27 protein-coding genes are annotated in these 26,116 nt (G+C 46.8%); 14 read left to right on the top strand and 13 right to left on the bottom strand.

The window, feature by feature from the left end:
• Nucleotides 1-28: 28 nt before the first annotated feature.
• Together rlmD and KNQ04_RS09680 are read right to left on the bottom strand one after the other, a co-directional pair.
• Nucleotides 29-1,414, bottom strand: coding sequence for a 23S rRNA (uracil(1939)-C(5))-methyltransferase RlmD (rlmD, locus tag KNQ04_RS09685; RefSeq protein WP_214850081.1), 1,386 nt, complete (start codon nt 1,412-1,414; stop codon nt 29-31).
• A 43-nt stretch (nt 1,415-1,457) separates the two neighbouring features.
• Nucleotides 1,458-1,664, bottom strand: coding sequence for an SE1561 family protein (locus KNQ04_RS09680; protein WP_029332765.1), 207 nt, complete (start codon nt 1,662-1,664; stop codon nt 1,458-1,460).
• 86 nt (nt 1,665-1,750) lie between these two features.
• Here KNQ04_RS09680 and yfkAB point away from each other — a divergent pair, with 86 nt between their 5' ends.
• The 3 genes from yfkAB to KNQ04_RS09665 all read left to right on the top strand — a co-directional run bounded on the left by yfkAB (nt 1,751) and on the right by KNQ04_RS09665 (nt 4,361).
• Nucleotides 1,751-2,866 (top strand): radical SAM/CxCxxxxC motif protein YfkAB, encoded by a 1,116-nt coding sequence (gene yfkAB / locus KNQ04_RS09675; RefSeq protein WP_214850079.1) that lies wholly within the window; start codon nt 1,751-1,753, stop codon nt 2,864-2,866.
• Between the two features lie 82 nt (nt 2,867-2,948).
• Nucleotides 2,949-3,131 (top strand): hypothetical protein, encoded by a 183-nt coding sequence (locus KNQ04_RS09670; protein ID WP_214850077.1) that lies wholly within the window; start codon nt 2,949-2,951, stop codon nt 3,129-3,131.
• Between the two features lie 39 nt (nt 3,132-3,170).
• The gene (locus KNQ04_RS09665; protein WP_251136978.1) at nt 3,171-4,361 is read left to right on the top strand and encodes an MFS transporter; all 1,191 of its coding nucleotides are present in this window, start codon (nt 3,171-3,173) and stop codon (nt 4,359-4,361) included.
• Nucleotides 4,362-4,476: 115 nt separating this feature from the next.
• Here KNQ04_RS09665 and KNQ04_RS09660 read toward each other — a convergent pair whose 3' ends face one another.
• On the bottom strand, nt 4,477-4,773 hold the full coding sequence (locus KNQ04_RS09660; protein ID WP_235195201.1) for a hypothetical protein: 297 nt from the start codon (nt 4,771-4,773) through the stop codon (nt 4,477-4,479).
• 154 nt (nt 4,774-4,927) lie between these two features.
• On the bottom strand, nt 4,928-5,857 hold the full coding sequence (locus tag KNQ04_RS09655; RefSeq protein ID WP_214850074.1) for a DMT family transporter: 930 nt from the start codon (nt 5,855-5,857) through the stop codon (nt 4,928-4,930).
• A 186-nt stretch (nt 5,858-6,043) separates the two neighbouring features.
• Between KNQ04_RS09655 and KNQ04_RS09650 the strand changes: the two genes are divergently transcribed.
• Nucleotides 6,044-7,993 (top strand): heavy metal translocating P-type ATPase, encoded by a 1,950-nt coding sequence (locus KNQ04_RS09650; RefSeq protein ID WP_214850071.1) that lies wholly within the window; start codon nt 6,044-6,046, stop codon nt 7,991-7,993.
• Nucleotides 7,994-8,057: 64 nt separating this feature from the next.
• On the opposite strand, the gene KNQ04_RS09645 is transcribed toward KNQ04_RS09650, so the two are convergent.
• The 4 genes from KNQ04_RS09645 to KNQ04_RS09630 all read right to left on the bottom strand — a co-directional run bounded on the left by KNQ04_RS09645 (nt 8,058) and on the right by KNQ04_RS09630 (nt 11,522).
• Entirely contained in the window at nt 8,058-8,966 is a 909-nt protein-coding gene (locus KNQ04_RS09645) for a YihY/virulence factor BrkB family protein (protein ID WP_214850069.1), read from the bottom strand.
• A 90-nt stretch (nt 8,967-9,056) separates the two neighbouring features.
• Nucleotides 9,057-9,482 carry an NUDIX hydrolase gene (locus KNQ04_RS09640; RefSeq protein ID WP_214850066.1) on the bottom strand — a complete coding sequence of 142 codons (426 nt, stop codon included), beginning with the start codon at nt 9,480-9,482 and terminating at the stop codon, nt 9,057-9,059.
• A gap of 41 nt (nt 9,483-9,523) precedes the next feature.
• Entirely contained in the window at nt 9,524-10,435 is a 912-nt protein-coding gene (locus tag KNQ04_RS09635) for a guanosine-inosine kinase (RefSeq protein WP_214850063.1), read from the bottom strand.
• Nucleotides 10,436-10,628: 193 nt separating this feature from the next.
• Nucleotides 10,629-11,522 carry a 1,4-dihydroxy-2-naphthoate polyprenyltransferase gene (locus KNQ04_RS09630; protein WP_214850060.1) on the bottom strand — a complete coding sequence of 298 codons (894 nt, stop codon included), beginning with the start codon at nt 11,520-11,522 and terminating at the stop codon, nt 10,629-10,631.
• 160 nt (nt 11,523-11,682) lie between these two features.
• Here KNQ04_RS09630 and KNQ04_RS09625 point away from each other — a divergent pair, with 160 nt between their 5' ends.
• The 6 genes from KNQ04_RS09625 to menC all read left to right on the top strand — a co-directional run bounded on the left by KNQ04_RS09625 (nt 11,683) and on the right by menC (nt 18,835).
• Nucleotides 11,683-13,062 (top strand): isochorismate synthase, encoded by a 1,380-nt coding sequence (locus KNQ04_RS09625; protein ID WP_214850057.1) that lies wholly within the window; start codon nt 11,683-11,685, stop codon nt 13,060-13,062.
• Nucleotides 13,052-14,701, top strand: coding sequence for a 2-succinyl-5-enolpyruvyl-6-hydroxy-3-cyclohexene-1-carboxylic-acid synthase (gene menD, locus KNQ04_RS09620; RefSeq protein WP_214850055.1), 1,650 nt, complete (start codon nt 13,052-13,054; stop codon nt 14,699-14,701). Before KNQ04_RS09625 ends, menD begins: the two co-directional genes overlap by 11 nt.
• Nucleotides 14,698-15,474, top strand: a complete 777-nt coding sequence (gene menH, locus KNQ04_RS09615; protein ID WP_214850053.1) for a 2-succinyl-6-hydroxy-2,4-cyclohexadiene-1-carboxylate synthase — start codon at nt 14,698-14,700, stop codon at nt 15,472-15,474. The genes menD and menH overlap by 4 nt, the downstream gene beginning before the upstream one ends.
• A gap of 18 nt (nt 15,475-15,492) precedes the next feature.
• On the top strand, nt 15,493-16,317 hold the full coding sequence (gene menB, locus KNQ04_RS09610; protein WP_029332747.1) for a 1,4-dihydroxy-2-naphthoyl-CoA synthase: 825 nt from the start codon (nt 15,493-15,495) through the stop codon (nt 16,315-16,317).
• A 77-nt stretch (nt 16,318-16,394) separates the two neighbouring features.
• Nucleotides 16,395-17,768 carry an o-succinylbenzoate--CoA ligase gene (gene menE / locus KNQ04_RS09605; protein ID WP_214850051.1) on the top strand — a complete coding sequence of 458 codons (1,374 nt, stop codon included), beginning with the start codon at nt 16,395-16,397 and terminating at the stop codon, nt 17,766-17,768.
• The gene (gene menC / locus KNQ04_RS09600) at nt 17,765-18,835 is read left to right on the top strand and encodes an o-succinylbenzoate synthase (RefSeq protein WP_214850049.1); all 1,071 of its coding nucleotides are present in this window, start codon (nt 17,765-17,767) and stop codon (nt 18,833-18,835) included. The genes menE and menC overlap by 4 nt, the downstream gene beginning before the upstream one ends.
• 201 nt (nt 18,836-19,036) lie before the next feature.
• Here the strand turns inward: menC and map are convergent, their stop codons facing one another.
• The 5 genes from map to KNQ04_RS09575 all read right to left on the bottom strand — a co-directional run bounded on the left by map (nt 19,037) and on the right by KNQ04_RS09575 (nt 24,202).
• Nucleotides 19,037-19,783 (bottom strand): type I methionyl aminopeptidase, encoded by a 747-nt coding sequence (gene map, locus KNQ04_RS09595; RefSeq protein ID WP_214850047.1) that lies wholly within the window; start codon nt 19,781-19,783, stop codon nt 19,037-19,039.
• 14 nt (nt 19,784-19,797) lie between these two features.
• Nucleotides 19,798-20,988 (bottom strand): EAL-associated domain-containing protein, encoded by a 1,191-nt coding sequence (locus KNQ04_RS09590; RefSeq protein ID WP_214850044.1) that lies wholly within the window; start codon nt 20,986-20,988, stop codon nt 19,798-19,800.
• Between the two features lie 71 nt (nt 20,989-21,059).
• Nucleotides 21,060-21,326, bottom strand: a complete 267-nt coding sequence (locus tag KNQ04_RS09585; protein ID WP_214850040.1) for a hypothetical protein — start codon at nt 21,324-21,326, stop codon at nt 21,060-21,062.
• 97 nt (nt 21,327-21,423) lie between these two features.
• Nucleotides 21,424-23,010, bottom strand: coding sequence for a degradosome RNA helicase CshA (gene cshA / locus KNQ04_RS09580; RefSeq protein WP_088836404.1), 1,587 nt, complete (start codon nt 23,008-23,010; stop codon nt 21,424-21,426).
• 337 nt (nt 23,011-23,347) lie between these two features.
• Nucleotides 23,348-24,202 (bottom strand): S1-like domain-containing RNA-binding protein, encoded by an 855-nt coding sequence (locus KNQ04_RS09575; RefSeq protein ID WP_214850038.1) that lies wholly within the window; start codon nt 24,200-24,202, stop codon nt 23,348-23,350.
• Between the two features lie 236 nt (nt 24,203-24,438).
• Here KNQ04_RS09575 and KNQ04_RS09570 point away from each other — a divergent pair, with 236 nt between their 5' ends.
• From KNQ04_RS09570 to KNQ04_RS09555, 4 genes are all read left to right on the top strand, one after another.
• Complete coding sequence (locus KNQ04_RS09570; RefSeq protein ID WP_214850036.1) at nt 24,439-24,606, top strand: hypothetical protein; 168 nt, start codon at nt 24,439-24,441, stop codon at nt 24,604-24,606.
• Nucleotides 24,607-24,736: 130 nt separating this feature from the next.
• Entirely contained in the window at nt 24,737-25,042 is a 306-nt protein-coding gene (locus tag KNQ04_RS09565) for a hypothetical protein (RefSeq protein WP_214850034.1), read from the top strand.
• 39 nt (nt 25,043-25,081) lie between these two features.
• Entirely contained in the window at nt 25,082-25,339 is a 258-nt protein-coding gene (locus tag KNQ04_RS09560) for a hypothetical protein (RefSeq protein ID WP_214850032.1), read from the top strand.
• Between the two features lie 77 nt (nt 25,340-25,416).
• Nucleotides 25,417-26,115 carry a lysophospholipid acyltransferase family protein gene (locus KNQ04_RS09555; protein ID WP_214850030.1) on the top strand — a complete coding sequence of 233 codons (699 nt, stop codon included), beginning with the start codon at nt 25,417-25,419 and terminating at the stop codon, nt 26,113-26,115.
• Nucleotide 26,116 lies beyond the last annotated feature (1 nt).

Below are 26,116 nucleotides of genomic sequence, written 5' to 3'. Positions count from 1 at the left end.
ACTTCAAGAAGGCGGCGTTCGTACGTAGTTAGAACTTTTTCTTTTTCTTTTTCTCGAGGACGACGATCGCTTCGACATGTGCCGTTTGCGGGAACATATCGTACGGTTGAATGTAACTCACTTTATAATCGGCCTTCATCAAGTGATCGCAATCGCGGGCAAGCGACTGTGGATTACACGAAACGTAGACGATTTTTTTAGCTTTTGACGAAATCATCGCATTCAAGAGTTGTGTATCACAGCCTGACCGTGGTGGGTCGACGATGAATACATCCGGAACCCAGCCCTCTTTGACCCAACGCGGAATCCAGGCTTCTGCTTTCCCGACGACGTAATGGGCGTGATTGAAACCGTATTGTTTCATGTGCGCATTCGCATCTTCCACCGCTTCTTCAATGATCTCCATACCGCGGACTTCTTTTGCTCCTTTTGCAATCCAAAGACCGATCGACCCTACCCCAGCATACGCATCGACGACACGTTCTTCACCTGTCAGCGCCGCTGCCCGAACGACTTCTTCATACATTCGTTCTGCTTGTTCCGGATTTAACTGGAAGAAGGCACGTGGCGAAAGTTGATACGTGAATTCACCCATCTGCTCTTCAATCTTTTCGACACCACGAAGAACTTCTGTTTCTTCTCCGAAGACACGTGACGTCAGTTTGTCATTGATGTTTAGCGCGACCGAGATGACACCAGGAATATTGTGAATATCACGTGATAGTCCTTCGAGGTCTTTAAATCCATCTTTGAACGCGACGAGGACGACTTGGATTTCACCTGTTTTGATTCCGGTCCGGACGACGATGTTACGAATGACACCATCTTGTTTCGCAGAATTATAGACCGGTACATTGTAGTCGTTTAATAACTTTGTCACGGCATTGTTGACGCGTAACGTTTCTTTATTTTGGACGACACAATCATCAATCGCGACGAGGCGGTTTGAATTCGCTGAATATAAACCACTGACGATTTGATTGCCTTCTTTTCCGACCGCGAATTGTGATTTGTTGCGGTATTCCCACTCTTTCGTTCCGATTGTTGAACGAATGTCTGCCTTTTCGATATTCAACTTCGTTGATTTCGAGAACGCGTTCCGTAACATTTCTTCTTTATAACGGAGTTGTCCCGCATAACTCATATGTTGAAGCTGACACCCACCGCACTGACTGTAGATAGGACAGAGTGGTGTGACACGGTCCGGCGAGCGGTCATCACGTTTAACGAGTTTGGCATTCGCAAAATTATTATGGATTTCCGTGATTTCAATCTGGGCCGTTTCCCCGACGAGTAATCCAGGAATGAATACGATTTGCCGTTCGAGCGTCGCAATCCCCTCGCCATTGATTCCCATCCGTAGACACGTGACGGAGCGGATTTCTCCGACTTTTAGTTTAATTTTCGTTGTCATTCTCTTCATCCTTTCCATGATACAAATGAAAAAGCGGTTTCGATTAACCGCTTTCTGATCCCTCATGTTCCTTCATATCTTTTGCATAACGAAGTACCTTGGCTTTTAACTGGTCCAAGGAAACCGCGAGTCGTTCTAAATCCTCGATATCTGATGTTTCATCCAGTGAATCAATCGTGTGGCATAGAAGCTGCATTCTTGATTTTAGCACATTCATCTGACCAAGTTTATCAGTTCTTGCTTTTCCCATTATTCAGACTTCCTTTCTTCTTATAGATTCCGTCGTTATTTTAGCATACGATACGAAGTGGAGCATTATGAAGGAGGAATACAACCATGTTACAACAATCAACGATTACGATCGAAAATGATCCATGGGAAGCCTATCGTGATATCGAACAGTATGGCCAGGCTAGGCTGACGAATATCGAAGTCACGACAACGAAACTCTGCAACATGCGGTGTGAACATTGCGCCGTAGGATACATGTTAGCAAGTAGCGAGAAGCCGGAAATCCCCGTCGAACTATTAATCAAACGTCTCGATGAAATCAAACACCTTCGTGCCCTTTCCATTACAGGAGGCGAACCGATGCTATCGACGAAATCGGTTAAGGAATATGTTGTCCCTTTACTTAAGTATGCCCACGAACGCGGGGCTAAAACCCAAATCAATTCAAATTTAACACTTCCACTCTCGCGGTACGAATTAATCATCCCCTATCTCGACGTCTTACACATATCCCATAACTGGGGAACGGCGGATGATTTCATCGATGGCGGATTTGCGATGATGGAGCGAAAACCGTCGCACGAAGCCCGAACGAAGTTATTTGAACAGATGAAGGAAAATGCCCGGATTTTAAATGCCCGGGGTGTCCTCGTCTCTGCTGAAACGATGATAAACAAACGAACACTCCCGCACCTCGAAGCCATCCATCAAGAAATTGTTGATATGGGGTGTGCTCGTCACGAGGTGCACCCTATGTACCCAGCAGATTTCGCTTCGATGATTGAAGCGGCCAGTCTTGATGAGATTCGTGACGGGATTCATCGGTTGCTTGACGTCCGTGACCAAAACGTCTGGATGCTCTTCGGAACGTTACCGTTCTATGCCTGTTCGATGAAAGAAGAAGATTTAGTACTCCATCGCCGTCTGCGTCAAGAAGCGAATGTATCCGTCCGGAACGACCCGGATGGCCGCTCCCGTTTAAACGTCAATATTTTTGATGGTGAAATCATCGTAACGGACTTCGGGGATGAGCTCGCTTCTCTCGGAACGATTCACGATACCTCTTTCAATGACGCCTATGCCGCTTGGCAGCAAACTGAACTGAACAAAAGTCTATCGTGCCATTGTCCTGCCGTTAAATGCCTTGGACCGAATGCCCTCGTCAAAAATGCTTACTATCCGGACGTCGACTTCCTCAAGCAGTCCAGTCGTTTAGGATGAGAACAGGTTTTGCCTACTTCCAAACGGGGAAAAGATTGTCACAAAGTTGACACACGTTCTTTTTTCGAAGGGAGTTTTCACAATGGAATGGCTCATCGGGATTGTCGCCATCATCGGATTATTTAGCATGGTACTCGGAGTTATGATGATTGGGATTCGTTCTTCTCACAGTATCGAACATGACGAAGTGTTCGACCAGACGGATTGGGATGAACATCTTTTGCATATGCCACGTCCAACTCGTTTTGAACAAACGGAAAAATAGGAACACAAGCGCCCCGCTGTACAATCGTGCAAGCGGGGCATGTTATGCTTAATTAAAAAAATGAAAGGCAGTTGTTTTGTCGTGTCCCGTCGTTTCGTTTTAATTTTATCGATTGTGTTTATCTCTGGTTTCACGCAAGGTTTATTAATTCCTTTGTTGTCCATTTTACTTGAGCGTCAAGGAACACCTGCCTACATAAACGGTCTGAGTGCTGCCGTCCTTTATATCGGTGTCATCGTCGCCGCTCCATTGATGGAGAAACCACTCCGACGTCATGGGTATGTCCCCGTCATCTCATTCGGTCTTTTATTAGTTGCTGTCGCTGTATTCGCCTTTCCGCTGTTACCAAGCGTCCTCGCCTGGATGGTGTTACGCTTCATCGTCGGGTTCGGCGATCAAACGTTACATTACGGTTCGCAAGTTTGGGTGACATCGATTACACCGAATGAAAAGTTAGGCCGGACGATGTCGCTTTACGGAATGGCTTTCGGGCTCGGCTTCGCACTCGGTCCTCTTGCTGCTCCACTTGTCGACTACATCGACTGGCTCCCGTTCGTCTTAACGGGGACGTTGACCGTCATCGTCCTCGTCTTGTTACGTCGCTTGCCGAACGAAAAACCAACCGACATCATGCCGGAAGAATTACAAAGTGCCGCCTCCCGCTATCGTCTTGTCCTCGCGAGTGCCTGGTTTACGTTACTCCCCGGTTTTACGTACGGATTTTTGGAAGCGACGTTAAATGCAAGCTTTCCGGTTTTTGCGACACGTAACGGCTATGCCTTGTCCGAGACAAGTGCCTTAATCACGACATTCGTCGTCAGTTCGCTCATTATGCAACTCCCACTCGGACGACTCGCCGACCATTTCGGAAAACGGCGGACGTTAATCACTGTACTCTGCATTGGAGCGAGTGCGTTTCTCGCGGCTTGTTTCTTTTTTGAAAGTTACGGCGCCTTGTTCGCCATCTTCGCCTTTAGCGGCATGGCACTCGGCTCGACGTATTCGTTAGGGGTCGCTTACATGACTGAACAATTACCGAGTCATTTATTACCGACCGGCAACCTCCTAGCCGGCATCTCCTTTAGTCTCGGGTCGATTCTCGGACCGATTGCAGGCAGTGTGTTTGTCTTACTTCCTCCTGCTTTTTACTTTAGTTTGTTTGTCGGGGTTCTCTTTACACTGGCTTATTTATTATTTCGCTCGTCAGCAAAGCCTGCACAAATTAAATGAGACCCATTCTTTAACGTACAAGAAAGGAGTGCCGCTCGATGCGACACTCCTTTCTTTACCGTTTCGTTTTCATTCCGTCCATCACCGTTCGATTATTCGTGTATTGCAGGTGGTGTCACTTGACGATTCCGACTTGCCGAAAACGTTGCCAGAGCTTTTCATCGATTGCGTACGGTTGATTTTTTGCTTGCTTCAACTCTTCCGTCTCCAATAACACGATGACCTCTCGACCATTGATCGACCAAACTGAATCGTATCCCTTTTCCGCCTCAATAATTTCCACATCGACCTCGCCATGGGTTTCCTTGAGTTGCTGGCTGACGCATGTTACGACGAACCGAGCGAACTCATCCCGGGGACGGCGATTTGCCATGATCTTTCGAACGATTTCATTACGTTCCACTTTTCTCATCTCCTCTCGTTTTCTAGTCATACTAGCCTTTTTGGCAAGGCCGAGTCGGTTGTTTTATGACCGTACAGAAAAAGCCGAACAAGTCGGCTTCAGCAACGAACGATTAAGAATGAAACTTTAATTGAGACTATTTTCACACGATTCAGATTCTTCGTCAACCACGCTTTTGAAACCAGAATGGTAGATACGTCGAGACGAGAATTCCTGCGACGACAAACAATAATCCAAGAAGTGCTTGCGGCGGAATCGTCTCACCGAGAATCAGTGCAGATAGACTGACACCGTAAATCGGAACGAAAAACATAAACAGTGACACGCGACTGACCGGATTGTACTTCATCAGCAAGTTCCAAAGCGTAAAGCCTGTCGCTGATAAAAAGGCGAGATAAAGCAGCATCCAGGCTGTCGTCTGTGTGAAATGGAACGGGAACCATTGACCGTTTAATACCGCTCCTGCGATAAATAAACCAATCGAACCAATCACCATCGCCCAGCCCGTCATTGGTGCAACCGGATAAGCAGCTGAATATTCCTTCGCAATCAAGTTAGCAAATGCACCTGAAATCATCGCACAAATCAACAAAATTTCACCGACGCCGAACGTTACACCCGTCGATCCTTGCGGCCAGTTCGCTAAAATCACGCCCGTAAACCCTAAAAACAGCGCCAGTCCTTTGAAGCGATTCAGCCGATCGTCTTCATAACGAAAGTGTGCGAGTAACATCTGAAAGAACGATGTCGAACCGGCAATGATTGATCCTTGAACACCAGTCGATAAGGATAACCCGATGTAGAAAAAGACATACTGCAAGAAGGTCAAAAAGAATCCAAGCCGACTATAGGCATAGGCTCTTTTTTTCAAAGTAATCGGTTGTTTAAAGATGAAGACACTAACGATGAGTAATAAAACTCCCGCCAGGAAAAAACGATAGCTCGCAAACAGTAGTTGCTCGCCGTATTCCGAAGAAGTAATCGTCAACAATTCATAACTTTTTTTGATGAACGGAAAAGCACTTCCCCATAAGAGCGTCGTAAACAACGCAAACACGACCATCCCTACAGGATGGGTTAAGATTTTTTTCATTTTTTTCAGTTTCCTTCCCTGTTTCTTTTCACTGTGGCATGGTATAGTATCTTTACAGATAATAATAATTATAATCTAGCGACAATGAAACTCATTATCATCAATTGAAAACGTTGGTAATAAACATTCTCACTGTTTTGATATAATGATACTTTTTCTCATTTACAGCTTGAAAGGAGATTTTTTATGACTACCTCTACTACTACCGACACACATCAGCGTTCTGCTATTCGTCATGCTTTTGAGGAGCATCACGAATTGATTTTAGCACTCTTTAGCGGAATATTAATTTTAATTGCTTACGCTTTCGAAAAACTACAAATTCCCGCTGCAGTGTATGTCACACTTTACTTATCCGCCTACGTCATCGGAGGGTACGCTAAAGCCAAAGAAGGTTTGACGGAAACGTACCATGAAAAAACACTGAACGTCGAATTGTTGATGATTTTAGCAGCAATTGGTGCAGCCGCGATTGGCTACTGGATGGAAGGTGCGATCCTGATTTTCATCTTTGCGTTATCCGGTGCACTTGAAACCTATACGATGAATAAAAATGAACGGGCACTCCAAAGTTTGATGTCTTTACAACCGGAAGAAGCAACTCGCTTGAACGCAGACGGAAAACTTGAAGTCGTCGGAATCGAACGACTCTCGGTTGGTGATATCGTCTATGTCCGTCCCGGTGAGCGCATTCCGGTTGACGGGACAATCATTCGTGGTCAAGCCGCGATCGAGGAAGCTTCGATTACAGGTGAATCGATTCCGGTCGAAAAACGGACGGGGGACACAGTATACAACTCAACGGTCAACATGAACGGCGTCTTAACGATCGAGATGACGAAAGCAGCAGATGAATCGTTGTTCCAAAAAATCATCCATATGGTGCAAAATGCACAAAGTGAACAATCACCTTCCGCTCAATTCATCGAGCGCTTTGAAAGTCGTTATGTTAAAGTCGTCCTCGTCGTCGTCACGTTAATGATGATTCTTCCCCATTACCTTGTCGGCTGGAGTTTCGAGACGAGCATTTACCGGGCGATGATTTTACTTGTTGTTGCGTCACCTTGTGCCCTCGTTGCCTCGATTACACCTGCTGCCTTATCAGCCATCGCAGCCTCTGCGCGAAATGGTGTCCTGTTTAAAGGTGGTGCCCACATCGAGACACTTGGTCAAGTCAACACGATCGTCTTCGATAAAACAGGGACATTGACGACAGGGAAGCCGATCGTGACAGAAAGTCATTATGCGGAATCGACTGACCAGTTTCTGATCAAACAGGCTGTCGCCTCCATCGAGTCACAATCGAACCACCCACTCGCACAAGCGATCGTCGATCACTTAGAAGTCGAGACCCGTGAACCGTCTGCTTTTAAAGACGTGACAGGCTATGGGATTGAAGCAACGGTTTCTGGTGTGACGTACCGGATTGGGAAATATGGTTTTCATGAAGGGTTACACGATCCGTTCCGCGCGATGGAACAGACGTTAAAAGAAAAAGGAAATACGATGGTCTACGTCAGTAACGGGGAATCGATTATCGCCCTCTACGCGCTTCGCGATACGATTCGCCCCGAAGCAAAAGCAGCCATCACTTCACTCAACGCTCTCGGTATCACGACCATCATGTTGACAGGCGATAATCCTGTCACGGCAGCCGCGATTTCAGAAGAAGCCGGTCTGACATCATTTGTCGCAGAATGTTTACCGGAAGACAAAGTGAACTATATCAAGCAATACCAAGCAGATGGTCAAACTGTCGCCATGGTCGGTGACGGAATCAACGATGCCCCTGCCCTCGCCCTTGCCCATGTCGGGATCGCGATGGGAGAAGGGACGGACGCTGCATTAGAAACCGCTGACGTCGTCTTGATGAAAAATGATTTAGGTCGTCTCGCGTATGCCGTCAACAAAGCACGGAAAATGAACCGTGTCGTCAAACAAAACATTACTTTGGCGATTGGCGTCATCTTACTCTTGATTGTCTCGAATCTCTCTCAACTTCTCATCATGCCGTTCGCTGTCGTCGGCCATGAAGGATCGACGATACTCGTCATTCTCAACGGCTTACGTCTCTTACAAAAAGACGCTCCCTCGCCTGTCGAGATGACGGCCGGCTTAAAAAAAGTCGCAGCCTAATTCCAACCAGCAAAAAAGACGCTAAAAGCCGACGTAACACCGGTTTTTAGCGTCTTTTTATTTATCATCCAAACGTATTCGTCGGGATCGAATCAAGGTCTGCTTGTTCCTTCAAACGTTTTTCTTCCATTTTTTTCGGATCCGATTTTTTCATGAAGCGTTCCCACGCCGCATTTAACTCTGATCCAAGTAAAATGATTAAGCCGGTAAAGTAGAGCCATAAGAGAACGATGACGACACTTCCGAGTGAACCGTACGTTTGATTATAATTTGAAAAATTCGATACATAAAAACCAAATCCAACTGATAACAGTTGCCAAACGATAACACCGAACACGGCACCTGGAATCGCTTCTTTCATCGTAATCGGACGTTTCGGCGCAACTCGGTAAAAAATAGATAAGATGACGATCAGCAGTACTGTCGAAATCGTATACCGGAGGACCGTCAAGAGGATTTTTTGACCCATGTCGATGGGTAAGACAAAGTTAGCTAAGTAACTAATGATCGGACCACCAAGCACGTTCAAGATAATGAGGAGCAACATTCCAATACCAAGGACGACCGTCAAGATTAAGGCAATCCCACGTGAAGCAACAAAGCCACGTGGTGAAAAATCTCCGTACGCATGGTTGGCCGTCGTAATCAACCGATCCACTCCTTTAGAAGCCGACCAGATGGCTAAAATCGCACCAACTGAAAGAAGACCACCTTGCGGCTCCTTGATTGCTTGAAAAATGACATCGGTGAATGTATTGACTGATCCACCCGGTGCTAAATCACGAATCTGTGATTCGAGCGTCTGTTGATCGATATCAAAAAATGATAATACTGAAATAACGAAAATGATACCTGGAAAAATCGATAAAAACCAAAAATAGGCGAGCGTTCCGGCATAATCTTTAATGTTATGATCAGACATCCGCTGTTTTAAATTAAGTGCTAACCCCTTTGGGTCACGTGTATGCGCCATCTCCATCATCTCTCCTTAATTAAAAAGAGGCAGTCTAGGACCACCTCTTTGTCTATCTATTTTATTTCCCTGTTTCGTTCAATCAAAACCTTAAATATCTTCTAGTTGAATATCATAAAAACGATCTGTCCTCTTCGTCAACTCCTTGACGAGACTCGTTGGCCGGACCGGTAAATGTTCTAATTCGCTCCGTTTTACCCATAACGGCGTATAACCAGACGACGGATCTTCAAACTCTTCTCCAGTACCCGTTCCAAAAATACCACCTGTAATCTTTGCCCAGTAGTACGGATTGTCTAAACCGTTAAAACGGACGACGGCTGCAACCCCCTCGAGCTCAACGTCGACACCTAGTTCTTCATGGGCTTCACGAATCGCTGTTTGTTCAAGCGTCGCTCCCTCTTCGAGACCACCGCCAGGAAAAACGTAATACGTCACATCTTGTTTATCCCGGCGAATCAAGGCAACTTCATCTGCTTCATTAAAAATGATAACAGCACTCCGTTGAATCGGCATGCTATCCCTCCCCTCACTTACACAAAACATCATCCAGCTTCTTAACGAATCGTCTCCAACATTTCTGGGACTAAGCCGTTTTCTGTCGACGCAATGACTTCTGCCGCGACTTTCATGCCGAGTGTCAATGCCTCTTCTGCTTGTTTAGCGGCAGTCAACTCAGATAAGACAGCTGAAAAGAATGAATCGCCCGCTCCCGTCGAGTCGACGACCTTCACTTTTTTCGTTCCGATATGACCAGATGTCGCATTTCTGCGGTCGACGTAGACCGCGCCCAGCTCGCTCATCGTCACGACTGTAAACGGTGCTCCTTTTTTAGCTAGTTCGTTTGCGACATGGACTGCATCTTCAACGGTCACGATAGATAAGTCAGATAAGATTTCTGCTTCTTCGCGACTGCAGATAAACCCTGTGAACCCTTGCAACAGGTGACGATTCCGTTCGATGACACTCAGATGTCCACACACTCCGAACAATGGCAACTCCATTTTTCGACAGAGATGAATCAACCGCTCTAAAACGGTCACGGATAAGTCTAAGTCGATCGCGACTGCATCAACGCCATCTAAGGCGTAGACGGACTGGCGGAGAATCGCTTCTTCCAATAATTTTGCGTCCGGTTGCTTCGAAATCGATGTCTGGAGGTCACCCTCATTATCCATGACCGCTAACCACATGCCCATCCCGTTGTCGTCAAGCATTTCGACATGATCCACATTTGCACCGTATGATTTTAGTTCTTCTAGCACACCGACACCGATTTGGTCGTTCGTAACCGTCGAGATAAAGCGAACATCATTCCCGAGAACGGCTAGGTTCTGCGCTACATTCCGTCCTGTACCACCATTTGAAAACGTGATGTCTCCTACGTTTTTCGCATCCTTATGCAATGGAGCGAACGAAGTTCCTTTTATGTCGACGAATACTTTTCCGATTACCGCAATTTTATTCATTCCAGTTCCACCTCTAAAAAAAATTCATGATTCCCGAGTATCCACTCGAATATTTCAGGCACATTGCTTCAATTATAGTAAAATTTTAAATCTGTGACAACCAATCCTACTCTTCCTAGTAGGTCATGCAATGCATAAAAAAATTCCCCGCTGACCGTATTCACGGTATCGGGGAATTTTAAGAAGTATGATTTTAGAAGTTAGCGAACGTCAAGCTTATCGCAAGCAACAAGCCAAAAATCGTATTTACTTTTCCGGTCTGTGCCATTCCCGGCATCAATTCTTGGGGTTCAAGGTCGTCCCAAAACAGCTTCACGGCCTTGATCATCAACGGGATACTCAGTAAAGCGAGCAATGCGAACCAGGAGACGTTAAACGCAGCGACCGCAACGATTAACGAAATGACGGCAGCAGCAAAAAAGGCGATCAAGACGTAGACGGCCGCCCGGTGACCAACGAGACAAGCAATCGTTTTTCTTCCGTTCACTTTATCATTGTCAAGATCCCGAATATTATTTGCAAGCAAGATCGATCCGATCAAAATCGCGACCGGCACTGAAATCGCGACCGCTTCCGTCGGGACATAGCCAATCTGGAGATATGCAGAAATCGCGATGATGACATAACCCATGAAAAATCCGGCGACGATCTCCCCGAACGGTGTGTACGCAATCGGGAGTGGTCCCCCGGTATAGATGTAACCGACGAACATCGAAACAAGTCCGATTAAGAGCAACCACCATGTCGTCTCAAAACAGAGATACATTCCAAGCAGCGCAGCGATTCCATAAAGCGATAAGGCGAAGGCAAGAATTGTCCCCGGCTTGAATCCGTCCCGGACGATGGAACCACCGATGCCGACCGACTCCTCATTGTCGAGTCCCCGCTTGTAGTCATAGTATTCATTAAATAAGTTCGTTGCGATTTGAATCAACATCGATGCGATCAACATCGCAAAAAATAGATCGAGTCGCAATGACTCGATACGTGGTGCGACGATAGCCGTTCCCACGACGACCGGTACAAAACTTGCAGTTAATGTATGTGGTCGTGTCATTCGCCAATATACGGCGATTGATTTATTCATATAATAAACCCCTTTCCCGTCTAAGTGTATCGGGTTTCGTTTTTTGCTGTCAATGCTCAATGAAAGATAGCTTATTCCTTCTTTTTTTTCAACAAAAAGTTTACACTTAGATTAAGTGAAACGTATCACAGTATCTACAGACTAGGGGGCAATGAGCGGTATGGCTTACGCTCAACAAGAGCTTAAACAACGTATTGAACAGGCCGTTGGTCATGCGAACGCATACCAGCGCCCTATAATCGCTTCTTATTCATGGGAAATCGAAGCGCAAGACGTCAATTCATTGACGCACGGAACAACAGAACGTTATTACTTTACGACACCCGACCGATCGATGCGTGCCATCGGCTTCGGTATTGCGAAACAGTTAAACACGTCAGGACACGATCGCTTTTTACGGATTCAATCGAAATGGGCGAATCTCAACCGTGATCATGTAGGTGATGATTTATTTGTTTTTTGTGGTTTTTCGTTCAGTGAACTTAAAGCACCCGATTATCGGTGGTCTTCCTTCGGAGAAGCCTCGATGACGGTTCCGAAATTTCTGTTCTTAGAACGGGACGGCCGGACGACCGTTACATTATTTGCGACCATCGATCCTCAGTCAAACGCTGAACAAACACTCAATCAACTCGCTTCTGATTACGCTGAGTTACACCAACCAAAAGCAAATCGTTTCGTGACCCGGATCCGCATGACGCGCGACGGGAATGAGGCTTTTGAAGCGTCTTTCCATCAAGCGACACAACTTTTAAAAACATCGTTAAAAAAAATCGTGTTGGCTCGGGAAGTCGTGTACGAAATGGATCAGGCCGTCGACCTTGCCGGACTCGTCCGTGAACTCGAACGGTCGCAACCGGGAAGTTATGTTTTCTTCTTCCAGCCGAATGTAGACGAGGCCTTCCTCGGGGCTACACCTGAGCGACTTGTCTTAAAAGAAGGAAATCAAATCAAAACAGCGGCCGTCGCCGGTTCCGCTCCGCGCCACGCAGTCGAACAGACCGATGACGCACTTGGTCTCGAGTTGCTCGAAGACAAAAAGAATCGTGTTGAACATTCAATCGTCGTTGACTCCATCACGAGTACGTTAAACGATTTATCGACTCGAATCGAGAAGCCGGATCAACCGATGTTGCTTAAGAATCGACATATCCAGCACCTGTATACACCAATCACTGCAACACTGGCACCGGACGTGACATTGTTGCAAATCATCGAAAAACTTCATCCGACGCCTGCTTTAGGTGGCGAACCGAAACTTGAAGCAGTCAAAGCCATCCGCGAGATTGAAACGTTCGAACGCGGTTGGTACGGTTCTCCTGTCGGGTGGATGGACGGTCAAGATAACGGTGAATTCATCGTCGCTATCCGGTCGGGTCTTTTCACGGAGCGCTCGGCAATTCTTTATGCCGGTTGCGGACTCGTCGAAGGATCGCAATTGACAAGCGAACTAGAAGAGACGGAAACCAAACTCTCACCGATGCTGCAAGCTCTTTCACATCTGTGCACGTTAGAAAAGGATGATGTTTATGTTGACTAAATGGATGCATACATTGATTGATACGCTCGTCGCGAGTGGGGTTCGAGATTTCGTGATCAGTCCCGGCTCTCGTTCCACCCCACTTGCGATTGCCGCATTTCTTCACCCGTCTAGCCGTACCCACGTCATCGTCGACGAACGGTCGGCTAGTTTTTTTGCTTTAGGATTAACAAGGACGGAAGAACAGACACGTCCGGTCGTTCTGATTTGTACAAGTGGGACGGCAGCGACGAATTATTTTTCTGCCATCACGGAAGCCAATATTTTCGAACTCCCCTTGATCGTTTTGACAGCTGACCGACCACATGAATTGCGTGGAGTCGGTGCACCACAAGTCATCGACCAAGTCGGTCTTTACGGAAAACAAGTTCGCCATGCGTTCGACCTTCCGTTACCCGAGGAACAGAGTCTACCTTACGTCGCTCATGTCGCGGCACGGTCCGTCCTGTTAGCAATGACTGAACCAGCCGGACCGGTCCATATCAACGTGCCACTTCGTGAACCGTTGATTCCAGAACTTGATTCGTTACGGACTGGCCGACCCGTCGGAACATTACCTCGCTTTGCCGGGCAGGCGACGACGGAGGAACTCTTGTCGTTGCTCTCCGTGAAGCGTCTTTTGATTGTCATCGGACCACAACTTTCAGCGATCGACACAAAAATTATTTTAGACTATGCGCACCATTCCCGCATTCCCGTTTTAGCGGACCCGCTGAGTCAAGGGCGCCAGCACAAAACAGACACGGTCTTCGCCTACTACGATACGTGGCTGAAACATGAGGCGGTCAAAGCAGCAGCCAAACCCGATCATATCGTACGGTTCGGAGCAATGCCGACATCAAAACCGTATTTGCTTTGGTCACATGATATCCCGACGACCGTCATCGGTCATGCGGCAAATTGGCGTGCTCCGCAACTGCATACGACTCTGTTGGCGGGCCACCCGAGCCAGCTCCTGAAGATGCCTGTGACCGAGCATGACTCTGCTTATCTCAAAACGATTCAAGTTGCCGAAGAAACCGTCACGAACGTTTTCGCTTCACTCGACCAAAACGACTTGACGGAATATAACGTCGTTCGTGCTTTGAACACATTGAAAGCAGGCAGCTTATTCGTCTCAAACAGCATGCCGATTCGCGACATCGATACGTTTTTACCAACAGGCACACCACTTCGTCTCCTTGCGAACCGGGGTGCGAATGGGATTGATGGAATTTTATCGAGCGCAGTTGGTGCGACATATGATGCAGAGGAACGGTATTTGCTCGTCGGTGACCTCGCGTTTATTCATGATGTCAATGGCTTGATGATGGCACGGACTCATCCGATTACCATCTTACTCATCAACAATACTGGCGGTGGCATTTTCAATTTCCTGCCACAGCAGCAACAGCTGGAAGCGGACGTCTTCGAACCGTTATTCGGAACAGCCCAGCATCTTGATTTCAGCCATATCGCGGCCGGTTATGGCGTCACCCATCACGTCGTCACATCGATTGCCGAACTGAAAACCCGGTTGGCGGAATCGACGAACGTCACACGCATTCTCGAAATTCGAACAGATCGTGCGACAAACGTCTTGAAGCACCGTGCGATTTGGGAACAGACGAATCATGCGCTCACAGAGTATTTCCAATGAAGTTACGTGACCATGACTACCATCTCGAAGTCGAAGGACAAGGTCCTCCATTGTTGTTACTGCATGGATTTACCGGTAGCAGCGGGACATGGACGACGCTCAGCGCACGCCTCAAAGAAACCTACACCGTCTACCGGATTGACTTGCTTGCCCATGGAAAGACACCGCCTGCTGCGTATCAGCGGATGCGATTGACGGAACAAGTCAAAGACTTGCAAGCTTTGCTTGCGTCACGAAATGAACGATGGACCGTGTTAGGTTACTCGATGGGTGGACGGATTGCCTTGATGCTCGCAGCCTGCTCGCCACAAGTCCAAAAGACGATTGCCGTCAGTACGACACCTGGTTTACGGACAGCAGACGAGCGCCGCGCCCGGCGTGTCCAAGACCGCCTTTTACAACAGATGTTGCTTGAAGACGGACTCGAGGCATTCGTCCGGCACTGGGAAGCGTTACCGTTGTTCACAAGCCAGCGGCAATTACCGTTAGAGACGCAACAACAAATCCGGTCGGAGCGCCTGTCCCAATCGGCAGAGGGATTAGCCGCTTCCCTCGCCGCACAAGGAACAGGCAACATGCCGTCTTTATGGTCCTGTCTTCAAGACCTGTCGATTGAATGGATTGTCGGGGAAGACGATGAAAAATTTAAAAAGATTGCGCAACAAGCGGCGGATCCCGAAAAAATCCACCAGATTTCGCATGCAACGCATGCCCCACATATCGACCAACCGGAAAAGTTTGTTACAATGGTAGAGAAACTACTCTTAACTTAAGAAAACGGGGGAATTTAGATGAAGTACGCTCCAGAATGGGCAGCAGTCCGTAGTTATGAAGACATTAAATACGAAAAATGGAACGGGATTGCTAAAATTACGATCAACCGTCCGGAAGTGCGCAACGCGTTCCGTCCACATACGGTCCACGAATTAATCGATGCGTTCTCACGTGCGCGTGACGACCAAAACGTCGGTGTCATCATCCTAACAGGTGAAGGCGATCTCGCTTTCTGTTCAGGTGGAGACCAAAAAGTTCGCGGACATGGTGGTTACGTCGGTGAAGATGAAATCCCACGCTTGAACGTTCTTGACCTTCAACGTTTGATTCGTGTTATCCCAAAACCAGTCATCGCAATGGTCGCTGGTTATGCAATCGGTGGCGGACACGTCTTACATTTAGTCTGTGACTTAACGATTGCTGCTGATAATGCGAAGTTTGGACAAACTGGTCCTAAAGTTGGCTCATTTGATGCAGGATATGGTTCTGGTTACTTGGCACGCGTCGTCGGCCATAAAAAAGCGCGTGAAATTTGGTTCCTCTGTCGCCAGTACGGTGCTCAAGAAGCACTCGACATGGGACTCATCAACACGGTCGTCCCACTTGCTGATCTTGAGCAAGAAACAATCCAATGGTGTTCTGAGATTCTTCAACATTCACCAACTGCTCTTCGTTTCTTAAAAGGAGCACTTAATGCAGACTCGGATGGTCTTGCTGGAATTCAGCAACTTGCTGGAGATGCAACATTACTCTATTACACAACAGACGAAGCAAAAGAAGGACGCGATGCCTTCAAAGAAAAACGTGATCCTGACTTCGGTCAATTCCCACGTTTCCCATAATACGAAAAAAGGTTCAATGTCGTGAGACGTTTGAACCTTTTTCGTATCATTTCTAAGGAAAGAGGATGTGATTTTCGGTGTACCCTTGGATTTACACACGCGCTAAAGAGCAACCAACTGATTTAGCTCTCATCACTGAACAGGAACGCCTGACCTGGCATGACTTGTATACGTTAGCCCATAAACTCGCGAGCGCATGGGCAATCCACCTGTCGCGCGGTGACCGGATTGCACTTTATGGACCTGCAAGCAAGTCTTACATCGTCGCCATCCACGCGGCACAATTGCTTGAATTAACGATTGTCCCGATCAATATCCGATTGAGTCAATTTGAATTGAATACGCAATTAAAACAAGCACAAGTCAAGTATGTCATTTCCGACCGGACACTGGATACGGACATCAACGTTTTGCCCTTCATGTATTCGAATACGGCGCCGGACATCATCGTCCGTCATATGCCCAAACAGTATGTTCAATCGATGCTCTTTACGAGCGGGACGACCGGACGAGCCAAAGCCGTCGAACAGACGATGCTGAATCATTTTTCGAGTGCGATGAATGCGGCACGGCATATCGGTTCTTCACCTGACGACCGCTTCCTGATTGTCACGCCACTGTTTCATATGAGTGGTCTGGCTGTCGTCTACCGCGCCGTCATTTATGGTGCGCCCATCGTTCTTGAGCCTCATTTTTCTCCGACAAAAACGATTGAGTGGATTAAAAACGAACGGATTACACATGTTTCTCTTGTTTCTGTGATGTTAGACCGCCTGCTTGAAGCAGGATTACGTCGCTATGATTTACGTGTCGTTTTGACGGGCGGCGGGCCTGTCCCTTTACCGATTTTGACTCGCGCGCTCGATCGAGAGATTCCTGTCATGCAGACGTACGGGATGACTGAAACCGCCTCACAAATCGCGACCCTGTTACCGGCAGACGCGTTACGAAAGATTGGTTCAGCCGGTCAAGCGATTGCTCCGACTGATATCCGCATCACGCGTCATCAGGAAATCGAAGTCAAAGGACCGACCGTCATGAACGGATATTTCGCGAATGAACAAGCGACTGCCGACTCCTTTACCGCTGACGGTTACTTCAAGACGGGTGACCTTGGCCGGCTAGATGAAGAAGGCTTTTTATATGTTCTCGATCGCCGGAGTGATTTAATCATTTCAGGCGGCGAAAACGTCTATCCGGCTGAAGTCGAATCTGCCCTGCTCTCGATTGATGGTGTCAAAGAGGCCGGTGTCGTCGGTCGCTTTGATGCGACGTGGGGGCAGGTACCGGTCGCTTTCATCGTCAGCGCTGTTGAAGAATCAACCGTCCGTCAATCGATCAGTCAGCTGCTCGCCAAATATAAATGCCCAGTCACTTACGTGTATCGTGATGCGTTGCCGCGTAATGCGAATGGAAAACTATTACGCCACCAACTGAAGGAATTGCTATGACAATCACACTTCGAAGCGCAGAATTGTTTGATGTCCGATTAAGATTCCGTCAGCCGATGAAAACGGCACTCACTACTTTAAGCGATCGCCGGACGACGATTCTTCGATTGACGGACACAGAAGGCAACATCGGCTACGGGGAAGGTGTCGCCTTTGAGACACCTTGGTATACCGCGGAGACACAAGATTCGATTCATGCTTTGGCCCCCATCCTCTATCGCTTGCTTCAAGCACCGCTCAATCATCCGTCAGAAGTCACCACACGCTTCCAACCGATTCAGGGAAACCAGATGGCCAAAGCGATGTTCGACGGAGCTGTCTATGAATTGTTTGCCAACGCAAGTAACCAAACGCTTGCCACGTATCTCGGGGGTGACGAGAAACAAGCTATCGCGTGTGGAAAGGCACTTGGTCGAGCCGGGGCAATCGAGACAACACACGCCGTTGAAAACGCCTTACAGGAAGGTTTTCAGCGCATCAAGCTAAAGCTAGCCCCGACGGACACTTCCATCTTGGCGCACGTCCGAAAACAATTCCCTGATGCGCCTTTAATGTTTGATGCCAACGGAAGTTTCACCCGTTCAGATATACGCCTTTTACAGGACTGGGATCAGTATGGATTACTCATGATGGAGCAACCATTCCGGGCAAATGATTGGTTGACGCATCAATATGCCGCGTCACTCCTCTCAACCCCAATTTGTTTGGACGAGTCGATCGAAACCGCGGCTGACGCTGATTTAATGCACTCACTCCATGCAGGTCAAATCATCAATATCAAGCCGGCACGCGTCGGTGGATTGACGAATGCCTTAACGATTCGGGAAAAAGCGACGTATTGGCTCGGCGGAATGTTTGAGAGTGGCATCGGCCGTCGCCAGACGCTGGCGTTTGCTACGTTACCCGGTCTTGCTTATCCGATTGACATGGCTGGAACCGATCACTATTTCGTCGAAGATCTCCTTGAAGTTGACTATCGGATTGAGAACGGTCAAATTCGATATGCTGAACACGAGGTCTCACTCGAGCGGTTAGGACGACTTACCCAGTCTAAACTCGTTCTTTGACGGCATGGAGAAGTCATATCTGTCAAAAAAATCTTCTACCTTTTCGTTGCTTTCCTCGGGCGAGGCAAATCCCGGCATGCAGACGGTTGCCACTTTGAAAACGAGGCGAGACAGGGACGCACGAACGGATTGCATGTTCACGCTTAACCAGAGTTTGTCTACATTCTAAAAGCGCCGTCCCTTTACGGAACGACGCTTTTTTTAGTCTGCCTTCGTCAAGATTTCGTATCCATCCTTCAAGACGACGACACTATGTTCGAACTGCGAGACCAGACTTTTGTTTGGTGTATACAGTGTCCAGCCATCCTTTTCATCTTCCATACAAAATTCGTCGCTCGTCGAAATAAACGTTTCAACTGCGATGACTTGTCCTTCTTTCAACAAATCATTTTCTTCCCGGTTGAAATAATTCGAAATCGATTCTGGTTCACCGTGCAACGTTTTTCCTAATCCGTGACCGGCTAAATTCCGAATGACCGTAAAGCCATTTTTGCGTGTTTCCGCATAGATTGCTTTCCCGATTTGATTGACTTTCGTACCAGCTTTGACTTTTTCAAGTCCTTTTTCAAGGGCCGACAAGGACACTTCGACCAGTCGGACATGTTCAGGACGCTTCGCTTCGCCCGCAATCACCGTTTTACCTGTATCTGAATAGTAGCCGTCTTTGACTGCCGAGACATCGACGTTGACGATGTCTCCTTCTTGAATGACATATGCACCCGGAATCCCGTGAGCTGCGACTTCATTGACACTGATACATGTCGCTCCAGGGAAATCATACATAACGATTGGTGCTGATTCCGCCCCGTGTTCCTTCAAGATGCGTGCCCCGATGTCATCTAGTTCCTTCGTCGTAATCCCCGGTTTGACGGCATCTGCCATTTCATCGCGTGCGATGGCGACGATTCGCCCAATCTCACGTAGTGCATCATAATTATAATCCAACATGTTTCATTTCCTCCTTATTCACTTAACCGTTCTTGATATAAATAACTTGCTGAAATATCAGCAAATAAGAACATCCCATTATTTAGCGGCATACTGAACGTTCGCGTTTGTTCACTTGAACTAAAATCGACGTACCGGTCAGACAAATAGCCCGTGTTCCGTCGTTCCATCGCGACCGTTGTCCGAATGAAATACGGTCGAAAACTCCAATTGTATCCCTTATAGAACGCGTATGTTTTCCATTCACCACTTTTTTTACTAATGTTTGATGATTTTTGAAACCCGTTCGCATCCGTAATGTAGAAACGAATGAATTCCGGCTCCATCTTTCGGGCGAGCCGCATCAACCAATCATCCAGTGGCTCATCTGCTTTTAACGACTGACAATATTCATTAAACCGGACCGTCCAGTCTTGCTCGAGCTGGAATAACCGATTCATTTGTTCCCGGTCGTATTTGTAGAACATCGGCACTTCGTGTAATAATATTTCCATGCCAGGGCATGTTGTCACCCAGTCAGGTGTCGTTTCACCGAGTAGCGTTCCCATATAATAGCGTCCACCATGTTGCCAAGCATACCGAAGTTGACCGAGATGGCTGATATTTTTGTAAAGAAGCGGGGCTCCGAGCTGATCACATAAGTGTTCCATTGTTTGTAATAGGTGTGGATAGCTTGCTGAGACGGTCTTTTTTTCAATCATCGAGGATAAATCGACAATCAGCATGTCCGGCGACATGGCAAAAACCCGTTCTAAGCTCGTCGCTTCCGCACGATCAAGTGCAACTTTTAAACCTGAATTTTGATAGTATGCGACGATCCGTCCGAGTCGATCAAAATCATCCACTTGGACATCGGTTAGTGTGATATATAACCGGTCTTCCGGAAAATCGATTTGCGCGTCCCGTAAGATGTTCAAAAAGTCTTCGCCCCCGTTTTCGAACAACCAGGCAGGACGACAACGGATTAAGACAAACGAATGAGCATCTGCCGGTACTTTTTGAAAGGCATGACGAATGACATGACTCATGACTTCTAACTGATACTCGATTGGTACATCATCTTCTTGAAAAAATGGTTTCAGCGGCTCGCCGCGAAAATGAGATTGGATTTCATACCCTTCCACTTTAAAAGGAGCTGCTCCAACAATTGGTTGGAACCACGCCTCAATCTGTTCGGGATGAACAATGACTTCTAACGCATCCATTCTTCTCCCCCCTGTTCTCTTGTTCCATCTTATCAAAAAAGGACCTCCCTGTAATCAGAGAGGTCCTTTCTTTAAAATAACGTCGTATCTTTTCTTAACGCAATGTACAAATAGACCCCAAACGTCGCCGTCAAGTAGACGATGCTCAGAACACCATATTGAATGCCCGTCGCACCACCCTTACCAATCGCCAAGACGAGAAAGATAATCCCGCCGAACAATAACGTCGCTAAAGGGATATAACGAAAGTGTCCTTTTGTCGTTTGCTCACTAATTTTCTTCGTCGCGATGAGCAATCCGATCAGACAAACGAATGCTACTGCATAAATGGTATACACGAACGATTCAGCCCTCTCTATATCTTTCATTGCTCATTTTATCATGGCAGTTCATAAAAAAGAACCGACTTGTCTGTGACAAATCGGTTCCAACTTCTTACTTTTCAAAACGTGGTTTACGTCCGCCACGGTTACGATCACTTTCGCTACGGTTGCTACGACCAGCGTATCCACCTTCACGGCGATCTGAAGAAGATGAGCTACGGTTACCTTCAGAAGGACGACCGCCTTCACGGCGCTCCCCACCACGTGGGTTGCTGCCACGGTATCCGCCACCACGGTTAGAAGAACCAGAACCTGATCCACCTTTATTGCCGTAAGGACGACGGTTACCACCGCCACCATTGCTACCAAAACGTTTGACACGGATTGGTTCGATTGACGAAATTTGAACTGGAGTCGCGTCCGGCTCTTTCGTTAATCCTTTAAGCGCTGCTGCGATTAATTCAACTGCTTCATACTCTTCAAGAAGTTCTTGAGCGAGTGTTGTATACTCTTGTGAGTTTTTCGCTTCTACACGTTTGATGAGTTCTTGTGCAGCAAGCTTCAAGTTGCCTTCCAAGATTTCGTCAAGCGTCGGTGCATGGCGACGTGACATTTTTTTGTTTGTTACGCGTTCGATTGTTTTGATTTGACCAAATTCACGTGGTGTAACGAACGTGATTGCTGATCCTGTTTTACCAGCACGTCCCGTACGACCGATACGGTGAACGTAGCTCTCTGGATCTTGTGGTACATCAAAGTTGTAAACGTGTGTAACACCAGAAATATCAAGTCCACGTGCTGCAACGTCTGTCGCAACAAGGATATCGATTGTTCCTTTTTTGAAGCGACGAATGACTTGGTCACGTTTCGCTTGTGTTAAGTCACCGTGTAATCCGTCCGCCGTGTATCCACGTTGGATAAGTCCTTCCGTCATTTCGTCAACACGTTTTTTCGTACGACCAAAGATGATTGAAAGTTCTGGAGAATCTGTATCAATCAAGCGGCAAAGCACATCGAATTTTTGGCTTTCTTTTAGTTCGATGAATGATTGGTCGATGTTTTCGACTGTCATTTCTTTTGCTTTTACTTTGATGTGTGTTGGTGTTGTCATGAAACGATCCGCGATTTTACGAATCTGCGGTGGCATCGTTGCAGAGAACAAGAGTGTTTGACGAGTTGGCGGAAGTGTACCTAAGATTTTTTCGATATCTTCCACGAAGCCCATGTTCAACATTTCATCTGCTTCATCCAAGATGACGGTTTGAACGTGGTCAAGGTTTAATGTTTTACGGTTCATGTGGTCCATTAGACGACCAGGTGTCGCAACGACGATTTGTGGGTTCTTACGAAGCGCACGAATCTGACGGTCGATTTGCTGACCACCGTATACTGGCAATGCATGAACGCGTTTCATTTCACCAATGCGGTTCAATTCTTCTGCTACTTGAATCGCAAGTTCACGAGTCGGTGCGAGGATCAACGCTTGGATATGGCGCGATTTTGCGTCAAGACGCTCAATCGTCGGAATACCGAATGCTGCTGTTTTACCAGTACCTGTTTGTGCTTGACCGATTAAGTCAACGCCGCTAAGACCGACTGGAATTGTTTCTGCTTGGATTGGAGTTGCTTCTTCAAAGCCCATTTTTAGGACACCTTTGATAAGTGCCTCACTAAGATTTAATTCACGAAATGTTGTCAATGCTAAATACTCTCCTTTGTCATATGAAAAGCGTCTGCCACTAAACAGACGCTACCGTAACGAATACAATCGACTACCTATTATAGCAGAAGCCCGTCCTTAAAGATAGAGGCTATTTCTACTGATAATAATGTTTAGGGAAGTCACCATCATAATCGTTGCCATAAGGGCGAGGGAAAGGCATGATGCCCGGACCGTTCAACGCTTTGAATCGCGCCGCTTGCCCCCACTAGTGATGGGGTTTTATTTGGAAATGGTCGCCGGTTAAAACCAGCCGCAACCACCAAAATGATGAATTCCTAACTATTTATTCGAAACGTAGGTTCAGTTGGCTAAATTATTTCGTTAGCCGAATACCCGTTTCATGTTTTTCTATTTTTTTATCTTTCAACAATCGACCTAGAGCACGTTTGAAGGCAGCCTTACTTAGGCCGAATACCTCATCAATCGTCTCAGGAGGTGTCTTATCACCATACGCCATCTGACCGCCATGTTCAAGTAGGTGGTTCAGGATTAAATCCGCATCGATGTCGATTGCCTCGTGAGCACGTGGTCTTGCTGAAAGTAATACTGTACCATCTGGCTTCACATTTGTCACCCGTAATTTCATAACTTCTCCGAGACGCGGCCACCGTTCCATCTCTTGTTCATGGAGAAAACCAATCGTTTGATCATTGACCCAAACATTAACACCCGGATCACGCTGGGCGAAAACAAGTCCTTCGACGTCCATGTTATTCCACTCTTCCGGTGCTGGTTTCGCTTTGAGATTGAAATACGCATACGGTGCCGGATCGCCGAGCAATCGTAATTTTTGATCATGTTTCAAACGAATGTACAGTTCGTCTCCTTCTTCCGGCCAAAACGTCCGGCGTTGTGGGAGATCGTCCAGTGAGACGAGGACATCCTTTTGAATTCCGATGTTCGCAAAAACACCCGTATTGTAACGCGTTCCGTTAATCGGTGCTTTGACGTAATCTTCAAATGACGCTTCCGGAATCGTCATCGACGAGGCGAGACGCCCTTCATTGTCCTGATAAAGAAACACTTCCACTTCTTCTTCTAATGTAAGCGGTTTTGTCTGTTCATTTTTATGAAGTAAGATATCCTCCGTACCATCACTTAAAAAGACACCAAAATCTGCTTCCCGTTCTACTTTTAATGTGACAACCTGTCCTGCGCGTAGTGCCATTTATGGTCATCTCCTTTCATTAACTTGGTTAAGCTGATTCACTCAGATAACCGTCAGTTCTTTTCATCACCTACAATACTATACTCTTTTTCAGCCTATCCCTGTCATCAAATGAAACGACACATTTGTGACATTTTTGTGAACGAATCTGATTTAAATGATTTTTTCGAATAAAACAGATATGATAAGAGAATAGGAAAAAGAAGGTTTAGTTTTGGTAAATATGGGGGAAAAACATGTTTCATAACATTCAATCGCGGTCTTTCGCAAGACGCTTTACAAAAACATTGGTATTCGCTTTTTTCGCATTTCTCGCAACAATCGGAATCGTTTTCGCTGAAGGATCGAACAGTACTGACCTCTCACCGAAGACACCTGCGCTTCAACAAATCGATACACCTTAAAATCTACACCCTCCGTGTAGATTTTTTTATTTGTTTCCGAAGATTTACTGGGCAACAAAGGAAATCCGATCTTCTTAGCGAATTGTCTTAATATATGCAATGAGCATCGCGACATGAAGGAGGAAGTTACTTGTCTTTTTACTTATTTACGACGCTTGCAGGTCTCATTAGTACATACCTTAGTTTCACCTCTGGTTATTATACCGATTCGATCGGGATTTTTGTCTTTACGCTATCGATTTGTCTGTCTCTCTCTTCGTTCAGACAGTTGCTCCGTACAAGCTATCATGCCTACCATGAATACGTGCAAGACCGTCGTGTCAAAAAACAACTTGACCGTATGCAAAAGCGTGAGCAGTCTTATCATCTGTCTTACGATCAACAAGAGACAATCGCGCCACTTGCATTATCCAGTGCAGAACAGCATGATAAATAAAGAACATGATTCAATGATTTTAGGAGGAACCGATCCATTATGAATGAAATACCATTAGCAAACGGTTGGACCCTTCGTTATTCACCAGTCATCGACTTGTGGCTGAAAGAAGATGGTGTCCTGCTCGTCGATCATGAAGATAAGGTCCGCTTGACGCTAATCCTTGATGAAGAAACGATGGAAATCAAGCAAATCGATAATACGAATGCTTCTTTTTCGATTGATCCGACGACGAGACGCCTGACATTCGAACTCGGCGAGAGCGAAGAGGAATCCGAGCCTCGTTACTGGGAATAATCATGAAGACCGGGTGCGATACCTGGTCTTTTTTTGTACAATCATAATATACCGTTAAAAAGGAGTTTGATGTCATCATGTTACGCACGATTATCTGGTTCATTCACTTTGGACTAGTGTTACCTCTTACATTACCATTTTTGCCCGGGGCAAAACGTCGGACGCATACAGCACGCTATGCCTATACCCAAAAAGTAGCGCACGCATGGGCGAACTCCCTCCTTCGCTTAGCAGGAGTGAAAGTCCGCCTGACAGGTGAAGAAAATATTCCATCTGATCAACCAGTCGTCTTCATTGCCAACCACCAAGGGAATTTTGATATTCCGATTTTGCTTGGGCATATCGACAAACCAAAAGCTTTTATTTCGAAAATCGAAGTCAATAAAATTCCGATCGTCAATGTCTGGATGAATTTAATGGGCTGTGTCATGATTGACCGAAAAGATCGACGGCAATCCTTAAAAGCGATTCGTGCCGGTGTCGAAACCATCAAAGACGGTCAATCGATGATCATCTTCCCGGAAGGTACCCGGTCGAAAGGCGGACCGATTGCCGAGTTCAAAGCAGGGAGCTTCACCCTAGCAACATCTAGTGGTGCACGTGTCGTTCCGATTGCCATTTCAGGAAGCTACCGTGTCATGGAAGAGACCGGACGAATTCGACCGGCCACTGTTGATGTGACGATTCTTCCTTCCATCGACCCCGCGACGATGACTCAAAAGGAACTCGTCGCTACTGTTGAACAACAAATCAAGCACATCGTAGAAGGAGTCTGAC

Source organism: Exiguobacterium sp. s193 (assembly GCF_018618755.1).
Classification (GTDB): Bacteria; Bacillota; Bacilli; order Exiguobacteriales; family Exiguobacteriaceae; genus Exiguobacterium_A.
The sequence above is the reverse complement of the archived record's forward strand: the minus strand, read 5'-3'. Positions and strand labels throughout refer to the sequence as shown.

Excerpts from the sequence above, each read along its gene's own strand:
- rlmD (WP_214850081.1), bottom strand. The coding sequence starts at position 1,414 with ATGACAACGAAAATTAAACTAAAAGTCGGAGAAATCCGCTCCGTCACG.
- KNQ04_RS09680 (WP_029332765.1), bottom strand. The coding sequence starts at position 1,664 with ATGGGAAAAGCAAGAACTGATAAACTTGGTCAGATGAATGTGCTAAAA.
- yfkAB (WP_214850079.1), top strand. The coding sequence starts at position 1,751 with ATGTTACAACAATCAACGATTACGATCGAAAATGATCCATGGGAAGCC.
- KNQ04_RS09670 (WP_214850077.1), top strand. The coding sequence starts at position 2,949 with ATGGAATGGCTCATCGGGATTGTCGCCATCATCGGATTATTTAGCATG.
- KNQ04_RS09665 (WP_251136978.1), top strand. The coding sequence starts at position 3,171 with ATGTTATGCTTAATTAAAAAAATGAAAGGCAGTTGTTTTGTCGTGTCC.
- KNQ04_RS09660 (WP_235195201.1), bottom strand. The coding sequence starts at position 4,773 with ATGAGAAAAGTGGAACGTAATGAAATCGTTCGAAAGATCATGGCAAAT.
- KNQ04_RS09655 (WP_214850074.1), bottom strand. The coding sequence starts at position 5,857 with ATGAAAAAAATCTTAACCCATCCTGTAGGGATGGTCGTGTTTGCGTTG.
- KNQ04_RS09650 (WP_214850071.1), top strand. The coding sequence starts at position 6,044 with ATGACTACCTCTACTACTACCGACACACATCAGCGTTCTGCTATTCGT.
- KNQ04_RS09645 (WP_214850069.1), bottom strand. The coding sequence starts at position 8,966 with ATGGCGCATACACGTGACCCAAAGGGGTTAGCACTTAATTTAAAACAG.
- KNQ04_RS09640 (WP_214850066.1), bottom strand. The coding sequence starts at position 9,482 with ATGCCGATTCAACGGAGTGCTGTTATCATTTTTAATGAAGCAGATGAA.
- KNQ04_RS09635 (WP_214850063.1), bottom strand. The coding sequence starts at position 10,435 with ATGAATAAAATTGCGGTAATCGGAAAAGTATTCGTCGACATAAAAGGA.
- KNQ04_RS09630 (WP_214850060.1), bottom strand. The coding sequence starts at position 11,522 with ATGAATAAATCAATCGCCGTATATTGGCGAATGACACGACCACATACA.
- KNQ04_RS09625 (WP_214850057.1), top strand. The coding sequence starts at position 11,683 with ATGGCTTACGCTCAACAAGAGCTTAAACAACGTATTGAACAGGCCGTT.
- menD (WP_214850055.1), top strand. The coding sequence starts at position 13,052 with ATGTTGACTAAATGGATGCATACATTGATTGATACGCTCGTCGCGAGT.
- menH (WP_214850053.1), top strand. The coding sequence starts at position 14,698 with ATGAAGTTACGTGACCATGACTACCATCTCGAAGTCGAAGGACAAGGT.
- menB (WP_029332747.1), top strand. The coding sequence starts at position 15,493 with ATGAAGTACGCTCCAGAATGGGCAGCAGTCCGTAGTTATGAAGACATT.
- menC (WP_214850049.1), top strand. The coding sequence starts at position 17,765 with ATGACAATCACACTTCGAAGCGCAGAATTGTTTGATGTCCGATTAAGA.
- map (WP_214850047.1), bottom strand. The coding sequence starts at position 19,783 with ATGTTGGATTATAATTATGATGCACTACGTGAGATTGGGCGAATCGTC.
- KNQ04_RS09590 (WP_214850044.1), bottom strand. The coding sequence starts at position 20,988 with ATGGATGCGTTAGAAGTCATTGTTCATCCCGAACAGATTGAGGCGTGG.
- KNQ04_RS09575 (WP_214850038.1), bottom strand. The coding sequence starts at position 24,202 with ATGGCACTACGCGCAGGACAGGTTGTCACATTAAAAGTAGAACGGGAA.
- KNQ04_RS09570 (WP_214850036.1), top strand. The coding sequence starts at position 24,439 with ATGTTTCATAACATTCAATCGCGGTCTTTCGCAAGACGCTTTACAAAA.
- KNQ04_RS09560 (WP_214850032.1), top strand. The coding sequence starts at position 25,082 with ATGAATGAAATACCATTAGCAAACGGTTGGACCCTTCGTTATTCACCA.
- KNQ04_RS09555 (WP_214850030.1), top strand. The coding sequence starts at position 25,417 with ATGTTACGCACGATTATCTGGTTCATTCACTTTGGACTAGTGTTACCT.